The following is a 20,322-nucleotide window of genomic DNA, read 5'->3' as shown; positions in this document are numbered from 1 at the left end:
CGCGCCAGCGGCGTGCGCTGATCGCGCGTCCTACACGCGCCTGGCGGTGGGGCGTGTCGGTGTGGTGAATTCGATGGCGAGGTGGGTGAGGGTTTCGGCGCAGGTGAGGACGGAGTCGAGGTCGACCCATTCGGTCTGGGCGTGGGCACCATCGCCGGCCGGGCCGTACAGGACGGTGGGGATACCTGCCTGGGCGAGGATTGCCGAATCGGCCCAGTAGCTCATTCCGACGACCGTGGTGTTCTGGCTGGTGCGGGTGCCGATCGCGTGGGCGAGGGCGGTGGTGATGTCGGCGTCTGCGTGGGTGTCGAGTGGAGGGCGGGAAAGGGTCACTCGTCGCGCGGTGACGAGGGCCGGATCGGCGTGTCGGCAACTGTCGAGGGCGTTGTCGATCTCGGCCAGCACGGTGTCGGGTGTCTCGCCGGGCAGGGTGCGGCGTTCGAGGGTGAGGGTGAGGCGGTCCGGGATTGTGGATTCCTCGCGGCCGCCGGTGATGACCGAGGCATGCAGGACGCCGGTGCCGAGCAGCGGGTGTGGCGTCCGGTCGGCGATTTGTCCGGAGAGCCGGTCGAGGGCGACCAGCACGGGGCCGGCCTTCATGATGGCGTCGACGCCGAGCTCCGGCCGGGATCCGTGGGCGGCTTTGCCCTCGATCGTGATCTCGACCCACACGAAACCGCGGTGGGCGACGGCGAGTTGCAGTTCGGTGGGTTCGGTGACGACGGCCCCGTCCGCTGAGAGGTGAGGCAGCACTTCCCGGATGCCTGTCGAGGAGTGCTCTTCGTCGGCCACGGCAACAACCTGGACCGTTCCCGGCACTCCCCTGCGATGAGCGTTGCGACACGCGATGAGCGCGGCCGCGAGCCCGCCTTTCATGTCGTAGCTGCCGCGCCCATGCATACGCCGGCCACGCACGGCAGGTGCCAAGGGGTCGATCATGCCGTCGGTGCCAACAGTGTCCAGGTGCGCGCAAAGGATCAGATTGCGCCCGCCCGTACCCTGCCCGCCGGTGATGATCAGGTTCGGACGCTCGGGATCGGCCCCGACTGTCTCGACCGCGAGGCCCTCTCGTTCGGCCCACGCCCGAACGAACGCGGCGATTTGTGCTTCACCCGCCGCGCCGGGCACCAAGGACGGGTTGACCGAGTTGATGCCAATGAGGTCGCGGAGCAGAGCGGTGACTTCATTGGAACCAGTGTCGCCTTCACAGGTTGACTCAGTCATCGATCACACGTCTTCGGGGAGCGGGTTGGCTGCTCGGCCTTCGGTGCTGAGCAGCAGCACCGTGGCGTCCGGCGGTACTGCGAAGTCGTCGCGGTATCGGTCGAGAACAACCCTGCCGGCAGCCAAGGTGGCGGCACCGCACGGGCCGGAGTCGATACCGGCCGCCTCGAGGTCGTGGACAGCGGTCGCTGTCTGCGAATCGGTGACGGTCACGGCGGCGTCGAGTCCGGATCGCAGGTCGGGCCACGCACCGTGCGAGGGGGTGCCACAATTGAGTCCGGCCATGATCGTCTGTCGCGTCGGTACCGTCAGCAGTTTGCCGGCGTTGAGGGAAGTGACGATCGCCGGAGCGTTCTCGGGTTCGACGCCGAGCAGGGCCAGGTGACGGACGCGTGTGGTTGAGCGGTAATGACGTACCGAGGCTTGGGCGAGTGAGCCGACTCCGATCGGTACGACGACCAGCGCCGGTGACGCCGCACCGATTGCGGCGAGTTGAATGTCGGCTTCAGTGAACAAGGTGCTGTAGCCGTCGACGATCCATTGCGGGATCTCGGTGTAGCCGGGCCAGGCGGTGTCCTGGATCAGCAACGCGTCCGGTCCGGCGACGGATGCTGCCTGGCGGGCCGCCATCACCACATCGTCGTAGTCGAGGGCCAGCTCGGTCGTCTGCGCCCCTTCGGAGGCGATGCCGGCCTTCGCGGCCCCGGTCAGCGAGTCAGGCACGAAGATCTGCGCAGGTAGGCCGATCAGGCGCGCGAGATGGGCGACCGCGCGGCCGTGGTTGCCGTCGGTGGCTGCGATCAGCGTGACCGGACCGTATTCGTCCGCGAGCAGGCGCAGGCTCGGCAACGGAAGAGCGCGATCAGTCTCGCCGAATCGCGTCGACAGTGCGCGGGACACGGCGTACGCCGCGCCGAGGACCTTGAAGGCCGGGAGTCCCAGTCGGCTCGACTCCTCCTTGACGAACAGCCGTCCCACGCCGAGTTCGGCGGCGAGTCCGGGGACCTCGACCAGCCGGGTCGGCGCATATCCCGGCAAGGATTCGTGGAACTGCGTCACACCCGTCGCGGGCGTGGTCGTCCACGACCGCGCGGTCGAATTGAGGTGCCACATGGGGTCCTTCGCGGACCGTGCTTCTGCCCGACCGAGGCGGTAACTGCTGCTCACTGAGACGCCAGTCTCAGCACGGTGGTGGCGAGCACGTCGATGCCGGCGGCGCAGGCTTCAAGGGTCGAGTACTCACGGGGGTTGTGGCTGATGCCGTCGTACTCGCCACGCACGAAGATCATCGCAGTGGGAGCGATTGCCGTCATTTCCTGCGCATCATGCCCGGCGCCGGACATCAGTCGCATCGTGTCGTGACCCAGGTCGGCCGCAGCAGCGGCGATCGCGTCCTGAACAGACTCGTCGAACGGCACCGCACTGGTCTTCGCCATCCGCTTGACATCGACCCGGAGGCCAGGCTGTGCCCCGGGCAGCAGGTCGAGGAACGCGGCAAGCTCGGCCTCGGCAGCGGCCATCCGGGCGTCGTCGGGATTGCGCAGGTCCACGGTCAACTCCGCGCGGTCCGGTACGACGCTGGGCAGGCCCGGTGACGCCGTGAGGTGGCCGACGGTCGCGCGCAATCGCCCGTACCTGCCGGAGTCGACCATCTCACGCACCTTCACGACGATCTGCGCCGCCGCGAGCCCGGCGTCGACGCGAAGCTCGGTCGGGGTCGTGCCGGCGTGCGCGGCGCGGCCGTGCAGTGTCACTTTCTGCCACGAGATGGCCTGCACGCCGGTGACCACGCCGACTTCGTAGCCTTCCCGGGCGAGGACCGGCCCCTGCTCGATGTGGCACTCGACATAGGCGTACGGCGGATCCAGCCGCACCGGTTGAGGGCCTTGGAAACCGATCCGCACCAGCTCGTCGCCGAAACGCGTCCCCTCCTCGTCGATGAGATCGTAGGCGTAGTCCAGCGCCAGCCGCCCGGCCGCCACGGCCGAGCCGAGCATGTCGGTGCCGAAGCGAACGCCCTCTTCCTCGGTCCAGGCCGCGACGACGATCGGGCGAGCGGTGCTGATCCCGGCATCGTCGAGGGAACGGACAACCTCCAGTGCGCCGAGCACCCCCAGACAGCCGTCGAACGCGCCGGCCGTGGCCACCGAATCGATGTGCGACCCGACCAGCACGGGCGCGAGGCCGGGCTCCGTGCCCGTGCGGCGGCCGAAGATGTTGCCGATCTCGTCGATCGTGACCTCGAGCCCGGCGGCCTTCATCCACCCGATCACCAGACGGCGCCCCGCGGCATCCTCGTCAGTCAGGGACTGCCGGTTGACTCCGACGAGGCCGGTGCCGGCGTCGTGGTAGGCGCCGATCTTCGCGAGCTCCATCAGCGTGTCCCACAACCGCGTGCCGTCGACAGTCAGCGTCTGGCCGGCGGCCGCCCGAGTCCTCAGATCACTCATGACTCACAAGCTAGAGGACGATCTTTGCCTCGATCGATAGCATGAATCCAATCAATACTCATGAATATCGGCCATGAACAGGAGTCGTGATGTACGACGTTCGCCGCCTCCGGCTCCTGCGCGAGCTGAACTACCGGGGCACCCTCGCCGCGGTTGCCGACGCTCTCGGTTACAACCCGTCGTCGGTGTCCCACCAGCTGACGATCCTCGAGCGCGAGGTCGGCGTGCCCCTGCTTGAACCCGTCGGCCGCGGCGTACGACTCACTGCCGCCGCACACGTGCTCGTCACGCACACCGAGGCCATCCTGCTCGAGCTCGAACGCGCCGAAGCAGCCGTCGCCGCAACCCGCACCGCGGTCACCGGCGTGGTCCGCCTGGCGACCTTCCAGAGCGCAGCCCACACCCTCATGCCCCCGGCCGTCGCGACGCTCGCCTCCACCTACCCCGCCCTCGAAGTACAACTCACCCACATCGACGCAGAACACGCCCTGCCCGCACTCGTCGCCCGCGACTTCGACCTCGTGCTCCACGAGGAATACCCAGGCATACCCGTCCCACCGGTCAGCGGCGTCACCGTCGAACGACTCACCACCGACCCCATGCTGCTTGCCACCCCCGCCGCTGCAGGCCTCACCTCGATCGAACACGCCGCCAACCAGCCCTGGGCCATGGAACCCGGCAGCACCCGCGCTGGAGCCTGGGCCAGAGCCGTGTGCCGCAGAGCCGGCTTCGAACCGCACGTCGTCTACGAATCGACCGACGTACTCCTGCACCGGCTCCTCGTCGAACGCGGTCTTGCCACTGCACTGTTGCCACAACTCGTACTCAATACCGACCCACAACCGAGCGGACTCCGGACAGCGGCCGTTCCCGGCCACCCTCAGCGCGAAATCATGCTCGCCTACCGCAGCGGAAGCCGCACCAACCCCGCGATCGCCGCAGTAACCGAGACGCTCAAGTCACCTCAACCGCCGTCGCAGCCTCGGTGAGGGTCGGTCACCGTAGGTTCAGCGGGTTGAGGACGAGGTAGCCGTCGACTCGTGACAGGCGGTCGCACTCGGGTGCGTCGGGCAATGCATGACCGAGGCGTTGGGAGCGCACCTCGGAGATCCATTGATCGTGCTGATACTCGTGATTGACGATCGCGGTCACCAGGTGGCCGGCGATGATGGTCAGTTGATCGGGCGCACCCACCCGGCCGGCGGCGATGTCGCCGACCCGGGCATGGATGCGCTCGGCAACGGTACTGCGGAAGGTGGCGAGCCGGCTGACCGTCGGAAGCGCGCCCCTGAACTGCTCGGGATTCGCGGAGTCCATCACGCCGTCGAGCTCGGGGGCCGGGCTGGGTTCGGCCGCCGTGAGGTTGCGGATCATGAAGTGGGCGACGTGGGCCTGGTGGCCGAGGTGCCAGCCGATCGCGGAGAAGTCCGGTTCGGGTCGCCACACCACCTCGTCCGCGGTGAGGTCGCGCCAGAGTTCGTCGGTGTAAGCCCTGGCCCGGTCGTATTCGGCGAGCAACTCGGGCAGGGGCAGCAGGTAGTCGTTCACAGGATGTCTCCGAAGTGAGTCGGGTCAGGTGCAGGTGACGGTGGTTGCGATGGCGTCGGCCGCACGGAGGCCGGCGCGGACGGCTCCTTCGAGGTGGCCGGCGTACTGGGTCGCGGTCTCGGTGGACGCCCAGTGGATCGGGCCGTTGGCCGGCGACCGGAACACCGGATGACCGAACGTCGCCGTCGTGGCTCTCGGGCTGAGTCCGGCCGACGGTGTCGTGTGCGGCTCCCTACTCCAGTCGCGTGCCACGATCCGCAGCGGACGGTCCGCGTCAGGGCCGAACAGCTGAACGAGCTGCCGACGGAACACATCGGCAATCTCTGCCTCGCCGTCGAACTCCCGGCTGTCGGCGAACCCGAAGATGGCCGCCTGACCACCGGGCGGACCCGAATGGTCGTGGAACTCGCGGAACGGCCCTCGATAGCTCACGGCAGCGCCGGACAGACCGGCATCACGCCAGAAGGACCGTTCGTACACCGCGACAGCCTTCACGACCTGGCCCATCCACACCGCAGTCGTGCGGGCAACCCGCTCCACCGGGTCGGCCAGCGGCGGGTCGAAGGTAATGGTCGTCGTTGCCAACGCCGGCGGCAGCGCCAGGACCACCTGGTTGCACTGCAGCCGTCCGGTGGTGGTTTCAACGACGACGGGGCCGGCATCACCAGTGCTGACAATTCGGGTGACACGCTCGGAAAGACAGATGGTCCCAGCCGGCAGCCCTGCCGCAAGATGTTCGGCGAGGATCCGAGCGCCGCGAGCGAACCGGTAGGCGGGCACGTTGACGGGGTTGCCGTCCGCACGTTCGACGCTCCCATGTACGTCGAGCATCGCGTCGCCGGCGGTGGCCTGAGCAAACAGGTCGATGCCGAAACGGCGTACCAGCTCGAGTACCCGGTCTTCTCCTGGCCAGATCCAGGAGGCGCCGAGGTCGACGTACCCGCCGGGGACCTCCACGGAGACCGCGCGGCCGCCTACCTCCGGACGTGCCTCGAGCACTCGAACAGAAAGGCCTCTTGCGTGCAACTGGTCAGCAACGACGAGTCCGGCGATACCCGCTCCGACGACGGCGACGTCGTACGCCGACACCGCCGTCTGCTCAGGAGGGGTCACCCTTCGGCTCCCGGCTCGAGCACGATCCGGAACCGCACGCCGCCGTGCCTGAGCTTGTTCAGCGCCGCTTCTGCCTGGACCAAGGGCATGCGCTCGATGACCGGCCGGATACCGTTCGTCACGGCGAACTCCATGGTCTCCTCGATATCACGAGGCGAGCCGGTCAGGCTGCCGGTGACGACCTGACGGTTCATCACCAGCTGTACGGCGGAGATGGTGAGCCGGCCGCCGTCGACGCCGACGAGCGTCAGCCGACCGCCCACACGCAAGCCCGTCACCAGCCCGGACACGGCGTCGGTCGCCGATGCGGTCGAGATGATCAGGTCGGCGCCGCCGAGGCGTTGCAGCGCGGCGGGCACGTCCTCGGTGGCGCTGTCGATGTAGCTCTGCGCGCCCAATTCGAGTGCCTGCGGCTTGCGTTCGTCGCCGCGGGAAATCGCGATCGTGCGGTACCCCAGAGCCTTGGAGAACGAGACGGCGAGGTGACCCAGACCACCGATCCCGAACACGGCCACGGTCCCGCCGGCCCGGACGCCTGCGTGGCGGAGCGCATTGAAGACTGTCACACCGGCACAGCCCATGGGAGCTGCGTCAGCGAAGTCGAGTCCTTCCGGTATGCGTGCCAGTGCGTCGGCGGGCACGACAATGGTCTCGGCCCATCCACCCCGGTAGTCCACGCCCGGCGTACGTCGCTCCGCACAGTGCACCGGGTCGCCGGTCCGACAGAACGCGCAGTGCCCACAACTGCCACCGAACCAGCCGACGGCGACGCGATCCCCGACACTCCATCCGGCCACGTCGGCACCGATCGCGGCGATCGTGCCCGCAACCTCGTGACCGGGCACGATCGGAAACCCCGTCGCCGGCTCCTTCGCCGCGGCAAGCCCCAGGTCGGCATTGCACACACCGGATGCCTCGACCTGGACGAGCACCTGAGCTCGGCCCGGGCCCTGAGACGGCACCTGGATGGCCTCCAGCGCCGAGGCCGGCGCCTCGATCGCCATCGCGGTTGTCGTGTTCACCATGGACGTCCTCTCGTTTCCGGTCGCCGGCCCACTGCCGGCGACCACCGTGCCGACCCTCGTCCGGCATCCATTCACTACTGATGTACAACTTGTATCCTAGTTTTATTCCGCCTGACCTCCGACACCGAAAGCGAGGCAAGCCCCGATGCGCGAGCTCGAAGTGCGAAGACTCTTCGACGGCGAACCTGACTACCTGCACGACGTCGTGACCGACGTGGCGGACGTACTGTTCGACCTCGACGGCACCGAGCCCGGGCGCGTCTCGTACTCGAGGTGGCGCACCGTGTCCGCGCCCGGCGCGCGCGTCGTCGTACACATCAGCCGGACAGCGGCCGACTGCGAGTTCCGCGCCCGTGCGACCGTCCGGCAGTCCTTGCTGCCACGTCTGAAGGGCGAGAGGCGGCGGCTGGAGTTCCTGATGCACGTGATCGACTCGGTCCTGCGGGCCGAGCGCCGTGCTGAGCTGGTCGGCGAGGGTGGGACGCGCCGGTGAGCAAACGAGGGCGATTGCACAGACGCGAAGTACAGGCGGCATTGCAGCAAGAGCGGAAGCGGCAGGCGCGACGTGCCTGGATCGCACGCGGCATCGGGAGCACGATCATGCTCGGGCTGCTGGCGGCGATGGCAGTCGCAGTCATCCATGCCGCCCGCACGCCGCAATCGACCGCCTCCGCGGAGATCGTCGCACCCAAGGGCGTGACCTCCGACGGGGCGATCCCGGTCGGGGACCCCGGCGCCCCGGTGCGGGTCACGGTGTACTTCGACTACATGTGCCCGGCCTGCGGGGCGTTCGAGAAGGCGAACGGCGCCAGTCTGAAGGCACTCGCCGCCGCCGGTAAGGCGAGACTCGAGTTGCGCCCGCTGCGATTCCTGGACCCGACTTCCCTCGGTACGGCCTACTCGACCCGTGCGGCCAACGCGCTGGCAACCGTGGCCGCGGACAGCCCGAGCAACCTCTGGGCCTTCCACTCGGCGCTCTACGCACACCAACCACAGGAGAACAGCCACGGTCTGACCGACGCCGAGATCGCGCGATACGGCGAGGACGCGGGTGTGCCGTCCTCTGTGACCAGCAAGTTCGTCGACGGAAGGTACGCAGGCTGGATCCGGAAGATGAGCGACGCCGCGCTGCCCACGGTCGAGTCGACCCCGACCGTCCTGATCAACGGCTCGGAGTTCGACGGGAGCCTGATGATCGCCGGCCCGCTCACCGAGGCGATCGAAGCAGCAGTCGGCCGCAGCAAGTGACGATCGAACGACGTCGTACGACCGCGCGGCCGTGGCAGAAGACCCGATGGCTGTACGGCCAGACCATGCTCGCGTCGACCGCCGGGCTCATCGCTTCGCTGGTCTTGTCGGTGGACGCCTATCGACTTGCCCAGGATCCGCAGACGGGCCCGTCCTGCAACATCAACGCCGTACTGAGCTGCGGCTCGGTCGGCTCATCGGAGCAGGCACACGTCTTCGGCTTCCCGAACGCGTTTCTCGGGCTGATCACCGAGCCCGTCGTGCTCACCATCGCAGTCTGCGGCCTCGCCGGGGTCCGGTTCCCGCGATGGCTTCTCGCGTGCGCGCAGGGCGCCTGCACCGTCGGGCTGGGATTCTCCTACTGGATGCTGTTCGAGTCGGTCTTCGCCATCAAGGCACTCTGCCCGTGGTGCCTGCTCGTGACGCTCACGACAACTCTGGTGTTCGCGGCGATCACGGTCCTGAACGTCCGCAACCGCACGCTGCCGCTGCCCGCGGGGGTTCAGGCACTGGCGGAGCAGGCGCTCTCCCTGGATGCCGACGCCTTCGCCCTCGCCGCATGGATCCTCGCCGTCGCCACAGTCATCGTGTCCAGATTCGGTTCGGCACTGCTCCAGTGATGACCGGTAGGCTCTTCTGGTGACTGCGAACCGTACGACGGCCGCGGATCGCGCTCATGCGGGGATCAAGGACGGCATCATCAAGGCCAAGTACCCGCCGGGGTCGATGCTCAGCGAGAACGAACTGGCTGCGGAGCTGGAGATGTCCCGTACGCCGGTGCGCTCCGCGCTGGCCCGCCTCCAGGACGAGGGCTGGGTGACGATCTACCCCCAGCGCGGCGCGCTGGTCCGCGACTTCACGGCCGAAGAGATGCGGGAGTCGGCAGATTTCCTGCATGCGCTGGAGACGGCAGGCATCCAGCGCGCCGACTCCACTCGCCGGCAGGCGATGGCGAAAGCCCAGGAGCACAACCTCGCCGCACAGCACAAGGCGCTGACAACCGGCGACTACGCGGGCTTCGCGCAACTGGCGACCGAGTTCCATCGGGCGTTCGTCGAGGTGGCCGGCAACAGCATCATGCTGGCCGCCTACGACCGGCTCCGGGAACGGCAGAACATGGTCATCGCCAAGAGCGGCGACCGGCTGGCAAAAGCACCGGCTGATGTCGTGGCCGAGCACCGGAGCCTCATGGAACACGCCCGCGACGGCGACTGGGATGCCTTCTCCAACGCCCTGTACGCCCACCTGTCGCTCAACGATGCGCACGACGCAGGGACCCGGCCGACCCTGCACTGACCAGGCAGTCATCGCCAGGTCAGTGCAGTCACGAGTGATACGACGTCACATCCGATGGCGGGTGTACCTGCTCAGCGCTCGAGCCGAACATCTGGAACGTCTGCCGACGTAGCCGTGGTGACTGACCGAGCGGTGTAGAGGCGGTAGGCGATGAAGACTACGCCGACCCAGCCGGCGGAGACCAAGAGAGAGACTCGGGTGTCGGGCAGGATGGCGATGCACACGAGGACCGCGGCGACGAACACCAGGCCGAGATAGTTGCTGTAGGGCGAGAACGGCATCTTGTAGCGGATCTGGTCCGCGTCGCCGTTACGGACTCGGCTGCGGCGGAATCGCAGATGGCTGATCAGGATCGATGCCCAGGCACAGACGAGTCCGTACACGGTGACCGAAGAAAAGATCTCGAACACCCGGCCGGGCATCAACAGGTTGAGGAGTACGCCGGCCAGCATCGCCCCGAACACGAGGAAGATCGCCCGTGCGGGTACGTTCCGCTTGTTCACGACACCCAGGAACGCGGGAGCGTTCCCTTGCAGGGACAGGTTGTAGAAGGTCCGGCTGTTGGTGAACACGCTGGCGTTCACCGCGGACAGCACTGCCGTGATGACCACCAGGTTGAGGATGGTCGCGGCAGCGGGAATGCCGAGCCGGGCGAAGACCTCGACGAACGGACTGCTGTCACCGGTCAGCGAGGTCCACGGGAAGATGATGACGAGGACAGTCATCGCTCCGACGTAGAAGATGAGCAGGCGCCAGAAGGTCGAGTTGACGGCCTTGGGCATGGTGGTCGCCACGTCCTTCGCCTCCCCGGCCGTCAGGCCGAGGTTCTCGATCCCCCCGAACGCGAACGCCACCATGACGATCGAGAGCAACGAGCCGCCGATGCCCTGCGGGAAGAACCCGCCATGGTTGGTCAGGTTGCCGAAGCCGATCGGGTGCCCGTTGTTGCCGACGCCGAAGAAGATCAAGGCGCACCCGAAGAGGATGAACGCGACGATGGCGACGATCTTGATCATCGAGAACCAGAACTCGGACTCGCCGTAGAACCGTACTCCGATGATGTTGACGGCGAACATCACGAGCACCGCGACCGCGGCGGTCACCCAGATCGGCATCGCCGGCTGCCAGTACTGGACATAGCGGCCCAAGGCATTGAGCTCGGCCGCACTCGTGGCGAGCAGGAAGACGAAGGCGTTCCAGCCATTGAGGAAGCCGGCGAAGCGGTGGATGTAGCGATTGGCGTAGGAGACGTAGGCGCCGGACACCGGCTCCTCGACCGACATCTCACCGAGAGCACGCATCACGAAGTAGATCGCGACTGCTGCGACGACGTACGTGAGGATGACGGCTGGCCCGGCCGTCTTGATCGCCCATCCGGAGCCGTAGAAGAGCCCGGTGCCGATTGCTCCACCGATCGCGATCATCCGGATGTGCCGGCTGTCCAGGTCGCGGCGGAGGTTCTCGGATTCGAAGTGCCGGCTAACGCGTGTGTTCGAGGTTCCCATGGTCGGATGTCCTTCGTGTACGCAGCGATGTGGGCAGGCACGACCGACCCGACTCGGGTACTGGTTGGACGTGCCCTGTGAGGTGTTGCGGATGCCGCCCTCCCGGGTGCCGGGAGAACGTGGGGCTGGCCGAGTCGGGCCGGTGGGACTTCGGGCCTGGTCCGGATCGAGCGGACCGGGAATGGACTGCTACAGGTCGGTGACAGCAGTGGTGAGGCGGGTGATGGCTTCCTCGACGGTGGAGCGGGGGCAGCCGAGGTTGACGCGCATGTAGCCGTGGCCTTCGAGACCGAACTTCTGGCCCTTGTCGAGCCACAGCCGGGCGTTGGTGAGCATGAACTTGTCCAGCGTCGCGGCGTCCATGCCCAGACCGCGACAGTCCATCCAGGTCAGGTAGAGCGAGTCGGCCGGTAGGACGCGCACCTTGTCGGTGGCACCGTTCACGGCGTCGGCGAAGCGGGTGTGGTTTCCGCGCAGATAGGTCAGCAGCTCTTCCAGCCAGGCCTCGCCGTGGGTGTAGGCGGCCTCAGCCGCGACCATGCCGAGCAGGTTGCCGATCGGGAAGATGTTGCGCTCGTACTGCCGGGCCAACTCCTCGCGCAACCTCTGGTCAGGCACGAACACGTTGGCACATTGCAGGCCGGGCAGGTTGAACGTCTTGCTCGGCGAAGTACAAGTGATGCTGTTGGCGGCGCACTCCGGTCCGAGCGACGCGAACGGGATGTGCTTCTTGCCAGGGTTCAAGATCAGGTCCTGATGGATCTCGTCGGACACCACCAGGACCCCGTGGCGGGCACAGATCTCCCCCATCGTGCGCAGTTCGTCCTCCGACCAGACGTTCCCGGTCGGGTTGTGCGGGTGACTGAGGATGAACAGCTTCGTGTCGGGCCGGATCGCGGCCTCGAAGGTGGTCGCGTCGAATCGGTAGCCGTTGTCAGTGCGTTCGAGCGGCGCGTAGGCCAGGTGGCGGCCGTTGAGCAGTACGTCGTTGTGAAAGTGCGCGTACACAGGAGGCTGGATCAGAACCGAGTCCCCGGGGGCCGAGAACGCCTGTACGGCGGTCTTGAGCGTGGTGATGATCCCCGCGGTCTGCAGCACCCACTCAGGCGGTACGTCCCAGCCGAACCGGCGCTCCTGCCAGCCAACCACCGCGTCCAGGTAGCTCGCGGTCGGGCCTCCCGGGTAACCGAAGATCCCGTAGTCCACCGCCTCATGCAGCGCGTCCAGAACAACCTGCGGAGCCTTGAAATCGGTATCGGCCACCCACATCGGCAGCGGATCAGCCGCGACCTCATCCGGCGCGAGCAACTCGTTGCCGAACGCCCACTTCATCGAGTTCGACGTACGCCGGTCCACCACCTCGTCGAAGACGGAGGTACGGGCGTCGCGCGGATCGGGACCGTTCTGAGGACTGAGGGCGGTGTCGAGGTGCATGTGTTCAACGGTACGACCGGAGTCGCGCAAGGTGTTCGCCTTTTTTGCCCATCTGACCGTTGAACGCGATAGAATTCGCAGTGTGGACGCGATCGACCGCGAGATTGTTGCTCTCCTGCAGAGCGAAGGGCGAATCACACTCACTGAACTCGCCGACCGGGTGCAGTTGAGCGTCTCCCGTTGCCAACGACGGGTGCGCACCTTGGAGGACGACGGCGTACTGCGCGGTTACCGGGCCGTCGCCGATCCTTCGGCGCTGGGGCTCGGGTTCGAGGTACTGGTCTTCGCAACACTGGACCGCCCAGCCTCCGTCGACGCGTTCGATGCGGCCATTGCCGGCGTCCCCCAGATCATCGAGGCGCAACGGCTCTTCGGCGAGCCGGACTACCTGATCCGCGTGGTCAGTGCCGATCTGGCCGCCTACCAGAAGCTGTACGAGTCGACGCTTGTGCACCTGCCCGGAGTCGCCGGGCTCAACTCGACGATCGTGATGAAGAACTCCGTGCCACTGCGGCCATATCCCGTCCGCTGAGCCCATGCCGTGCCCGTCCTCGTCCCGGACACCTGCGGGCCGACATCAACCCTTCGGCGTTACATCACCAGGAATCCGTTGCGCAGCGGGTCGTCCGGGTCGATGCTCCACTCGGCCGTTCCAGTGACGAAGGCGGTGCCGGTGATCTTGTTGCGGACGCCGGGGAACGGGCCGACCTGGACGCGTTCGATCGGTACCGACGAGAAGATCTCGCCGGTGATGCTCTCGTGGACCAGCGGTTCACCGACCAGAAGGTTGCCCTTGGCCACCAAGCTGGCGGTACGCGCCGACGTACCGGTTCCACACGGCGAGCGGTCCGCACCGCCCGGACGGATCACCACCGAACAAAGGTTGGTCGCCCCCGGACGACGGGCCGGTCCGATGAACTGGACGTGCGTCACGCCGCGGACTCCGTCCAGCTCCGGATGGACCACCTCAACGGTTTCGTTGACGCTTTCGCGGATCGTCTCGGCCAGCAGGATGCGACGGCCGACCTTGGGGTCGGTGAGGTCGAGCCCGACGTCGCTCGCGTTGACGATGGCGTAGAAGTTCCCGCCCCAGGCGATGTCCACGGGCACCGGTCCGAGACCCGGAACAGGCACGCATACGTCAGCGGCGTACAGGAACGACGGGGTGGAGGTGAACGTTACGCTCGTGACCCGACCGTTCTTCACCGCTGCAGTCGTGGCGACCAGGCCGGCCGGCGTGTCCAGCACCAGGTGGGTCGTCGGTTCGGCCGCCGGGACGAGACCATGCTGAATCAGAACGGTCACCAGCCCGATTGTGTCGTGCCCGCACATCGGCAGATGACCGCTCGCCTCGATGTACAGCACCCCGATATCGGCTCGCGGGTCGCACGGCGGCAGGACCACGCAGCCCGACATGACCGAGCCTCCGCGCGGCTCGAACATCAGCGACGTCCGGACCCAGTCATGATTGGACTCGAGGTCCTTCATCTTCGCGAGCATCGTGTCGCCCGCCAACTCGGGGACGCCGGAAAGAACAGTCCGGGTGGGGTTGCCCGCGGTGTGCGACTCGATCGTCCGGAACGCGTGCGTGGTCACAAGAGTCTCCTGAAGGGTGTCAGTACGAGGTCTCGCCCCAGATGTCGGCGATCGTGTAGCCGCGTGGGAACGGGTCGTCGGGGTGGAGGACGTGCTGGTTGATACCGGTGATCCAGGCGCGGCCGCGGATCGACGGGATCACCGCGTTGCGGCCGTGGACTGTGACCTCTTCGTGGAGGAGTCCCTCGAAGGTGGTGCCGAGGACGCCTTGGTGGACGAACGGGACGCCGAGTCCGAGTTCGCCTCGAGCGCGCAGGCACGCCATCCGCGCCGACGTACCGGTTCCGCACGGTGAGCGGTCCAGTGCTCCACGCCAGGTCTCGGGGCGATCCGGGTCGAGGCGTCCGGTCGGCAGGATCACGCTGTTCCGCCCGGAGATTCCTGGCTCGTTCGAGGGGCTGTGCAGCATCACCAGGGAGATCAGGCTCAGGTTCGGGTCGGTGGGGTGTTCGACTTTGATCTGACGCCGGGCTGCCGCGAGCAGTGCCGCGCCGGCGCGGACGATGTGTGGGGCATTCTCCGCGCCGAGCTCCACTCCCATCGCGGCCGCCGGCGCCTGCACGTAGTACTGCCCGCCGAAGGCGATGTCGGCAAGCACCGTGCCGTAGCCGGGTACGTCGACCGCGGTATCGAGGGACTCCACCCATGACGGCACGTTACGCACCTGCACGTCCACGACCTTGGTGCCTTCGATCCGGGCGGTCGCCTCGACCAGGCCGGCAGCGGTGTCGATGCGGACGACCGTTTCCGGAGCCGTGATCGGGAGCGCGCCGGTCTCGAGGATCGCGGTAACGGCGCACATCGTGTTGCTGCCCGACATCGCACGGAATCCCCCGTGTTCCAGGATCACGATCGCGACGTCGGCCTGATCGGTGATCGGTGGCATCACCAGGACGCCGCACATCGCGGGGTGGCCGCGCGGCTCGCGCAGCAGCAGCGTTCGCAGGTCGTCCAGATGCGCGATACACCAGTCCAGCCGTTCGGCCATGGTCGTGCCGCGGACCAGCAAGTTGCCGCCTAACAAGACTCGCCCTGGCTCCCCCTCTGCATGGACATCCACGCTCGACAGCAGCGTCGTACCGGCCATCACGCACACCTTTCTCGACGCGAACCCTTGACACCTGCAGGTGACGATCCTACGGTCCCTGCAATGCAGATTGTATGACGATCTGCACTTTTCCGACAGACCCAAGCACGGGGAGCCCGAGGAGTCACAGGACATGGACAAACCGACCAAGCTCTCGCTGGCCGCGATCGCCGCGGTGATCGTCGCCCTCGTCGGCGGCTACTTCGGCGCCGGCTTCCGCGGCGCCGACAGCGCATCCGCGGCCACCAAGGCAGGCTCGTGGATCGAAGACATCAAGTCCCGCGGCGAACTGCGGGTCGGAGTCGCCATCGCGCCCCCGATGACGGTCGAGAAGAACGGGGTCCTGGGCGGCCCCAACCTGATCCCGCTGCAGCATCTGGCCAAGACTCTCGGCGTGAAGCTGACCCCGGTGCCGGCGACCTGGGGCAACATCGTCGCGGGTCTCCAGGCCGGCCGCTACGACGCGGCGGCGAACCTCGACGCAACCCTGGAGCGGGCCAAGGCCATCCAGTTCTCGGACTCTGTGTACGAGTACCAAGGCGTCTTCGTGATCGCCGCGAACTCGCCGTACCGGACCTCCAAGGATGTCATTGCCTCAGGCAAGCAGGTCGCGGTGGCCCAGGGCAGTGCGCCGGCCGCCGCGGTCAAGGCCGCGGGCGCGAAGATCCTCGAGCTGGCCGACTACACCAACGCGCTGCAGGCAGTGCAGGCCAACCGGGCGGTTGCGGTGTTCACCGACCTGCCGACGGCGGAGTCGCAGGCGCAGGCCAACGCGGCGTACAAGATCCTCGTTCCGGACCCGGCGATCTACGCGGCCAGCGCCAGCTACGGCCTGCCGGACGGTATCGACCCGCGATCACTGCAGCTGCTGAACGTCGCCATCAACACCTCCCGGCTGAGCGGCGAGCTCGAGCGCGCCTACGCAGGCGAGAAGTACGTGCCGATCGACCAACTCGGCGCCCTCGAGAAGAAGTAGCCGACCACCGAAGGACGAGGTCACTCTCATGCCGGACTACAACTTCGACTGGGGCGTCGTACGCGACGCCTGGCCGCAACTGCTCAGCGGGCTGGGAACCACTCTCCAGATCGCCGTCATCACGATCATCCTCAGCATGATCCTCGCGATTCCGGTCGCCGTCGCCCGCATGTCCGCCATCGGCATCGTCCGCTGGATCGCCCAGATCTACATTGAGATCTTCCGGTGTACGCCGATGTTGGTCCAGCTGTTCTGGATCTACTACGCGCTGCCGGCGCTGACCGGGATCACCATCCCCGGGTACCTGTCCGCGGTCATCGCGCTGACCGCGAACCTGACCGCGTTCATGGCCGAGGCCTACCGCAGCGGCTTCCAGGCCGTCCCGGTCGAGCAGATCGAGGCCGGCAAGATGCTGCGACTGACCCGCTTCCAGCAGCTCCGCTTCATCATCGTGCCGCAGGCGCTCCGGCAGCAGGTCCCGGTGATCCTGTCGCTGAACATCTCGATGTTCAAGGACACCGCGCTGGTGTCCACGATCGCAGTCCATGACCTGATGTTCGCGGCGAACACCGCAGCGACGCAGTCCTACCGGGCTCTCGAGCTCTTCACGACGGCCGCTGCCGTCTACTTCTGCATCGCGTTCCCGGTATCGCTGCTGACCAGCTTCCTGGAGCGCCGGGGGCAGCTCGCCCGCACCGGCCGCGCCCCCCTGCCCAAACTTCGCAAGCCCGCTGAGACCGGAGCAGCCCGATGAGCCAAGCAGCCGAACTGAACAGCCACGCAGACGTTGTCGGGAACAACGACGTACCGCTGGTGCGGGCCACGAACCTGTGCAAGTCCTTCCACGACCGCAAGGTCCTCGACGGCGTCGACTTCGACGTCGCCGCCGGACAGGTCAGCGTCATCATCGGCAAGTCCGGATCGGGCAAGTCGACGCTGCTGCGCGCAATCGCCGGTCTGGAAGAACCCGAGGACGGCGACGTCACCATCGACGGCAAGCTGGTCCGGTCGGGCGGCGAACGCACCGCCGACTGGAACCACGGCGCCGCCAGGGTCGGCATGGTCTTCCAGAGCTACACACTCTGGCCCCACATGAACGTCCTCGACAACCTCACCCTCGCGCCGCGAAAGATCCTCGGGCTCTCCGCCAGTGAGGCAGAAGCCAGGGCCGAGAAGGCGCTCGCCGAGGTCGGTATGGCCCATCACATCCGCAGCCGCTCGACGCAGCTGTCCGGCGGCGAACGTCAACGCGTGGCCATCGCCCGGGCCTTGATGATGCGCCCGGCCGTCTTGCTCTGCGACGAGATCACGTCGGCCCTCGATCCGCCGGTCGCGGCTGAGGTGCTCGGCGTACTCGCCCGGTTGAAGGAGGAGGAGGGGCTCGCGGTCTGCCTCGTCACCCACGACATGGCCTTCGCCTCAAAGGCCGCCGACCGTCTCGTCTTCTTCCTGAACGGCCGGATCGCGGTCGACACCAGTCCGGACCAGGCGTTCAACCACTGCGACAACCCCGAGCTCAAGGCGTTCGTGGACGCCGTACGCATCGACTGATCCCCCAACAAGTACTCGAGGAGAACCCCCTATGACCACCACTGTCCCGCTCAGCGGCGTCCTTGTCGCTCTCATCACGCCCTTCAGCGCCGACGGAGCCGAGATCGACCTGACCAACCTGAGGGCCCAGGTCGACCGGCTGATCCAGGCCGGTGTGCACGGCCTGGTGCCGGGCGGCAGTACCGGCGAGTTCACCGCGCTGTCGCTGGCGGAGCGCAAGATGCTGACCGAAGGCTGTGTGAAGGCGGCAGACGGCAGGGTCCCGGTGATCGCCGGCACCGGTGCACTCTCGACCGCGGAGGCCGTCGAGCTGAGCCGGCACGCCGCCGAAGTCGGCGCGGCCTCACTGATGGTCGTTCCGCCCTTCTACGACGCCCCGAACGTGGACGAGGTGAAGGCGCACCTTGCCGCCGTCCACAAGGCCTCCGGGCTGCCGATCGTCTACTACAACATCCCGTCGGCCAGTGGCGTGAAGCTGACGGCTGCTGAGATCGCCGGACTGGCCGAGGTCGAAGGAGTGGCGTACCTCAAGGACACGTCCGGAGACGCCGTCGCCCTCAGCGAACTCCTGGTCGCGCACGCCGACAAGATCACCGCCTTCAACGGCTGGGACACCCTCACGTTCTTCGGGTTGGCAAGCGGTGCGAAGGGAACTGTCTGGGGCGCCACCAACGTGATCCCCGAACTCTCCATGCAGTTGTGGGACGCGGTCGCAGTCCGCTGTGACCTGGCCGAAGGGCGCCGGCTGTGGGAGAAGATCTGGCCGATCTGCAACTTCCTGGAGTCCTACAACTACGCGGCCGCGGTGAAGACCGGGCTCGAGCTGATCGGCCACCCCGCCGGTCCGGTCCGGGCGCCGTTCAACCTGCTCGACGACGACGCACGCGCGCGGTTCAGTGCGCTGCTCGCTGACGCCGGCGCACTCCCGGCGTAGTCTCACGAACGCGGAAGGATCTCGGTGAGAATCGTCATCATCGGCGCCGGAGTCGTCGGCCTGGCGTGCGGTTACGAGCTACTCCAAGACGGTCACGAAGTGACTGTCCTGGACAGTTCCGCCGCGGGTCAGGCGGCCTCCCACGGCAACGCCGCCAAGATCGCCATCGCCGAGGCAGGCCCCGTGCCCGCGCCGGGGATGGTGGTCCAGGGCCTCAAGTGGATGCTCCGATCGGACAGCCCGCTCTACGTGAAACCGTCGCTGTCCCCGCCGTTCCTGCGGTTCCTGCTGCGGATGGCCCGCAATTGCACCGAGAAACAGTTCCGGACCGGTCTCGCTCTGAATCTGCGGCTCGCGTCGCAGTCGAACGAGATCTTCGACCAGTGGCACAGCGCCGGCCTGCACTTCGAGATGCATCAGCGTGGAGTCCTCTTGGCCTACGAGGACACCGGTCATTTCGAGGGCCGGCTCCGCTACCAGGACGTGTACGGCGCGTACGGCGCCGTACCCGAGGTACTGGACGAGTCCGGGGTGCACGAGGTCGAGCCGGCGCTGTCGGACCGGATCCGGCACGGCCTGTTCTACTCCGAGGATCGGCAGCTCGAGCCCGACTCGCTGACTGCTGCACTCGTCGAGCACATCACCAAACTCGGCGGCCTCGTCCACGAGGACACTCGCGTCGTCCGCTTCGATCGGACCGCACGGGGAGTCGAAGGGGTTCACACGAGCAACGGCGAGCGGCTGCCTTGTGATGGAGTAGTGCTGGCCGCAGGGGTCTGGACCGCCGCGCTCGCCGCACAGCTGGGCGTCGCGCTCCCCATCCAGCCGGGCAAGGGCTACAGCGTCGACTACACGCCGGCGCCGATCAGCTTGCGTACGTCGTTGACGTTCGAGGACGCCCATGTCGCCGTCACGCCGCTCGACGGGATGATCCGGGTCGCCGGAACGATGGAGTTCTCCGGGTTCGACGAGACCGTCAACCCGGTCAGGATCGCAGCGATCAAGCGCGCCGCCATGCAGGGATTCCGGGACTGGGATCCCGACGCACCGCAGCGGGAAGCCTGGGCCGGCTTCCGGCCGATGACCCCGGACGGGCTGCCCCTGGTCGGGCCACTGACCGACGGCGCGAACGTCTGGGTCGCCTCCGGGCACGCCATGCTCGGCCTCACGCTGGCGCCGACCACGGCCCGGTCGATCCGCGAGCTGGTCCGACGCGACGCCGTACCGGATCCGCAGACCAGCCCGGCGCGCTTCGCTCGCCGAAGGCGCGACGCGTGAGGCCGCCACCGGAAAGTGCAGACAATCTGCAAGACTGGGTAACGAGAACGAAGGACG

Annotated in this window: 21 protein-coding genes; 11 read left to right on the top strand and 10 right to left on the bottom strand. The window is 67.3% G+C overall.

The features are described from left to right. Positions 1 to 30: 30 nt before the first annotated feature. Genes E0H92_RS27470 through E0H92_RS27460 form a run of 3 tightly spaced genes read right to left on the bottom strand, consistent with a single transcriptional unit; the run spans position 31 to position 3,674 of the window. A complete protein-coding gene (locus E0H92_RS27470; RefSeq protein ID WP_131498209.1) occupies positions 31 to 1,224 on the bottom strand; it encodes a M20/M25/M40 family metallo-hydrolase in 1,194 nt (397 codons plus the stop codon). Positions 1,225 to 1,227: 3 nt separating this feature from the next. Then, entirely contained in the window at positions 1,228 to 2,337 is a 1,110-nt protein-coding gene (locus E0H92_RS27465; protein WP_131498208.1) for a diaminopropionate ammonia-lyase, read from the bottom strand. A gap of 50 nt (positions 2,338 to 2,387) precedes the next feature. Next, positions 2,388 to 3,674 (bottom strand): M20 family metallo-hydrolase, encoded by a 1,287-nt coding sequence (locus E0H92_RS27460; RefSeq protein ID WP_131498207.1) that lies wholly within the window; start codon positions 3,672 to 3,674, stop codon positions 2,388 to 2,390. Positions 3,675 to 3,763: 89 nt separating this feature from the next. Between E0H92_RS27460 and E0H92_RS27455 the strand changes: the two genes are divergently transcribed. Further along, positions 3,764 to 4,663: a LysR family transcriptional regulator gene (locus tag E0H92_RS27455; RefSeq protein WP_131498206.1), complete on the top strand. Its 900-nt coding sequence runs from the start codon at positions 3,764 to 3,766 to the stop codon at positions 4,661 to 4,663. A 7-nt stretch (positions 4,664 to 4,670) separates the two neighbouring features. Here the strand turns inward: E0H92_RS27455 and E0H92_RS27450 are convergent, their stop codons facing one another. From E0H92_RS27450 to E0H92_RS27440, 3 genes are read right to left on the bottom strand one after another with little or no spacing between them, the layout of a single operon-like run. After that, entirely contained in the window at positions 4,671 to 5,222 is a 552-nt protein-coding gene (locus E0H92_RS27450; protein ID WP_202873837.1) for a DinB family protein, read from the bottom strand. Between the two features lie 24 nt (positions 5,223 to 5,246). Continuing rightward, entirely contained in the window at positions 5,247 to 6,335 is a 1,089-nt protein-coding gene (locus tag E0H92_RS27445; protein ID WP_131498205.1) for a flavin monoamine oxidase family protein, read from the bottom strand. Further along, entirely contained in the window at positions 6,332 to 7,360 is a 1,029-nt protein-coding gene (locus E0H92_RS27440) for an alcohol dehydrogenase catalytic domain-containing protein (RefSeq protein ID WP_131498204.1), read from the bottom strand. The genes E0H92_RS27445 and E0H92_RS27440 overlap by 4 nt, the downstream gene beginning before the upstream one ends. Positions 7,361 to 7,505: 145 nt before the next feature. Here E0H92_RS27440 and E0H92_RS27435 point away from each other — a divergent pair, with 145 nt between their 5' ends. Genes E0H92_RS27435 through E0H92_RS27420 form a run of 4 tightly spaced genes read left to right on the top strand, consistent with a single transcriptional unit; the run spans position 7,506 to position 9,904 of the window. Then, positions 7,506 to 7,853: a hypothetical protein gene (locus E0H92_RS27435; RefSeq protein WP_131498203.1), complete on the top strand. Its 348-nt coding sequence runs from the start codon at positions 7,506 to 7,508 to the stop codon at positions 7,851 to 7,853. A 14-nt stretch (positions 7,854 to 7,867) separates the two neighbouring features. Continuing rightward, positions 7,868 to 8,608: a DsbA family protein gene (locus tag E0H92_RS27430; RefSeq protein WP_131498202.1), complete on the top strand. Its 741-nt coding sequence runs from the start codon at positions 7,868 to 7,870 to the stop codon at positions 8,606 to 8,608. After that, positions 8,605 to 9,228, top strand: a complete 624-nt coding sequence (locus E0H92_RS27425; protein WP_238173609.1) for a vitamin K epoxide reductase family protein — start codon at positions 8,605 to 8,607, stop codon at positions 9,226 to 9,228. The genes E0H92_RS27430 and E0H92_RS27425 overlap by 4 nt, the downstream gene beginning before the upstream one ends. Before the next feature lie 19 nt (positions 9,229 to 9,247). Continuing rightward, positions 9,248 to 9,904 carry a GntR family transcriptional regulator gene (locus E0H92_RS27420; protein WP_202873836.1) on the top strand — a complete coding sequence of 219 codons (657 nt, stop codon included), beginning with the start codon at positions 9,248 to 9,250 and terminating at the stop codon, positions 9,902 to 9,904. Between the two features lie 71 nt (positions 9,905 to 9,975). Here the strand turns inward: E0H92_RS27420 and E0H92_RS27415 are convergent, their stop codons facing one another. Then, positions 9,976 to 11,409, bottom strand: a complete 1,434-nt coding sequence (locus E0H92_RS27415; protein ID WP_131498201.1) for an amino acid permease — start codon at positions 11,407 to 11,409, stop codon at positions 9,976 to 9,978. Positions 11,410 to 11,598: 189 nt separating this feature from the next. Continuing rightward, positions 11,599 to 12,843, bottom strand: coding sequence for a MalY/PatB family protein (locus tag E0H92_RS27410; protein ID WP_131498200.1), 1,245 nt, complete (start codon positions 12,841 to 12,843; stop codon positions 11,599 to 11,601). A gap of 82 nt (positions 12,844 to 12,925) precedes the next feature. Between E0H92_RS27410 and E0H92_RS27405 the strand changes: the two genes are divergently transcribed. Further along, positions 12,926 to 13,375: an Lrp/AsnC family transcriptional regulator gene (locus tag E0H92_RS27405; protein WP_131498199.1), complete on the top strand. Its 450-nt coding sequence runs from the start codon at positions 12,926 to 12,928 to the stop codon at positions 13,373 to 13,375. Positions 13,376 to 13,434: 59 nt separating this feature from the next. Here the strand turns inward: E0H92_RS27405 and E0H92_RS27400 are convergent, their stop codons facing one another. Then, the gene (locus E0H92_RS27400; RefSeq protein ID WP_131498198.1) at positions 13,435 to 14,439 is read right to left on the bottom strand and encodes a proline racemase family protein; all 1,005 of its coding nucleotides are present in this window, start codon (positions 14,437 to 14,439) and stop codon (positions 13,435 to 13,437) included. Between the two features lie 19 nt (positions 14,440 to 14,458). Continuing rightward, positions 14,459 to 15,526, bottom strand: a complete 1,068-nt coding sequence (locus E0H92_RS27395) for a proline racemase family protein (RefSeq protein ID WP_131498197.1) — start codon at positions 15,524 to 15,526, stop codon at positions 14,459 to 14,461. Positions 15,527 to 15,659: 133 nt separating this feature from the next. Between E0H92_RS27395 and E0H92_RS27390 the strand changes: the two genes are divergently transcribed. The 5 genes from E0H92_RS27390 to E0H92_RS27370 are packed head-to-tail and all read left to right on the top strand — an operon-like array spanning position 15,660 to position 20,265. Further along, entirely contained in the window at positions 15,660 to 16,502 is an 843-nt protein-coding gene (locus E0H92_RS27390; RefSeq protein ID WP_131498196.1) for an ABC transporter substrate-binding protein, read from the top strand. Positions 16,503 to 16,530: 28 nt separating this feature from the next. After that, positions 16,531 to 17,256 (top strand): amino acid ABC transporter permease, encoded by a 726-nt coding sequence (locus E0H92_RS27385; RefSeq protein WP_131498195.1) that lies wholly within the window; start codon positions 16,531 to 16,533, stop codon positions 17,254 to 17,256. Further along, positions 17,253 to 18,053: an amino acid ABC transporter ATP-binding protein gene (locus tag E0H92_RS27380; RefSeq protein ID WP_131498194.1), complete on the top strand. Its 801-nt coding sequence runs from the start codon at positions 17,253 to 17,255 to the stop codon at positions 18,051 to 18,053. The genes E0H92_RS27385 and E0H92_RS27380 overlap by 4 nt, the downstream gene beginning before the upstream one ends. 31 nt (positions 18,054 to 18,084) lie before the next feature. Further along, complete coding sequence (locus E0H92_RS27375; protein ID WP_131498193.1) at positions 18,085 to 18,987, top strand: dihydrodipicolinate synthase family protein; 903 nt, start codon at positions 18,085 to 18,087, stop codon at positions 18,985 to 18,987. A gap of 24 nt (positions 18,988 to 19,011) precedes the next feature. Next, complete coding sequence (locus E0H92_RS27370) at positions 19,012 to 20,265, top strand: NAD(P)/FAD-dependent oxidoreductase (protein WP_165550048.1); 1,254 nt, start codon at positions 19,012 to 19,014, stop codon at positions 20,263 to 20,265. Positions 20,266 to 20,322: the final 57 nt, after the last annotated feature.

The sequence above is a fragment of the Kribbella speibonae genome, from assembly GCF_004331375.1.
Classification (GTDB): Bacteria; Actinomycetota; Actinomycetes; order Propionibacteriales; family Kribbellaceae; genus Kribbella; species Kribbella sindirgiensis.
This window is presented reverse-complemented; position numbering and strand designations above follow the sequence as displayed.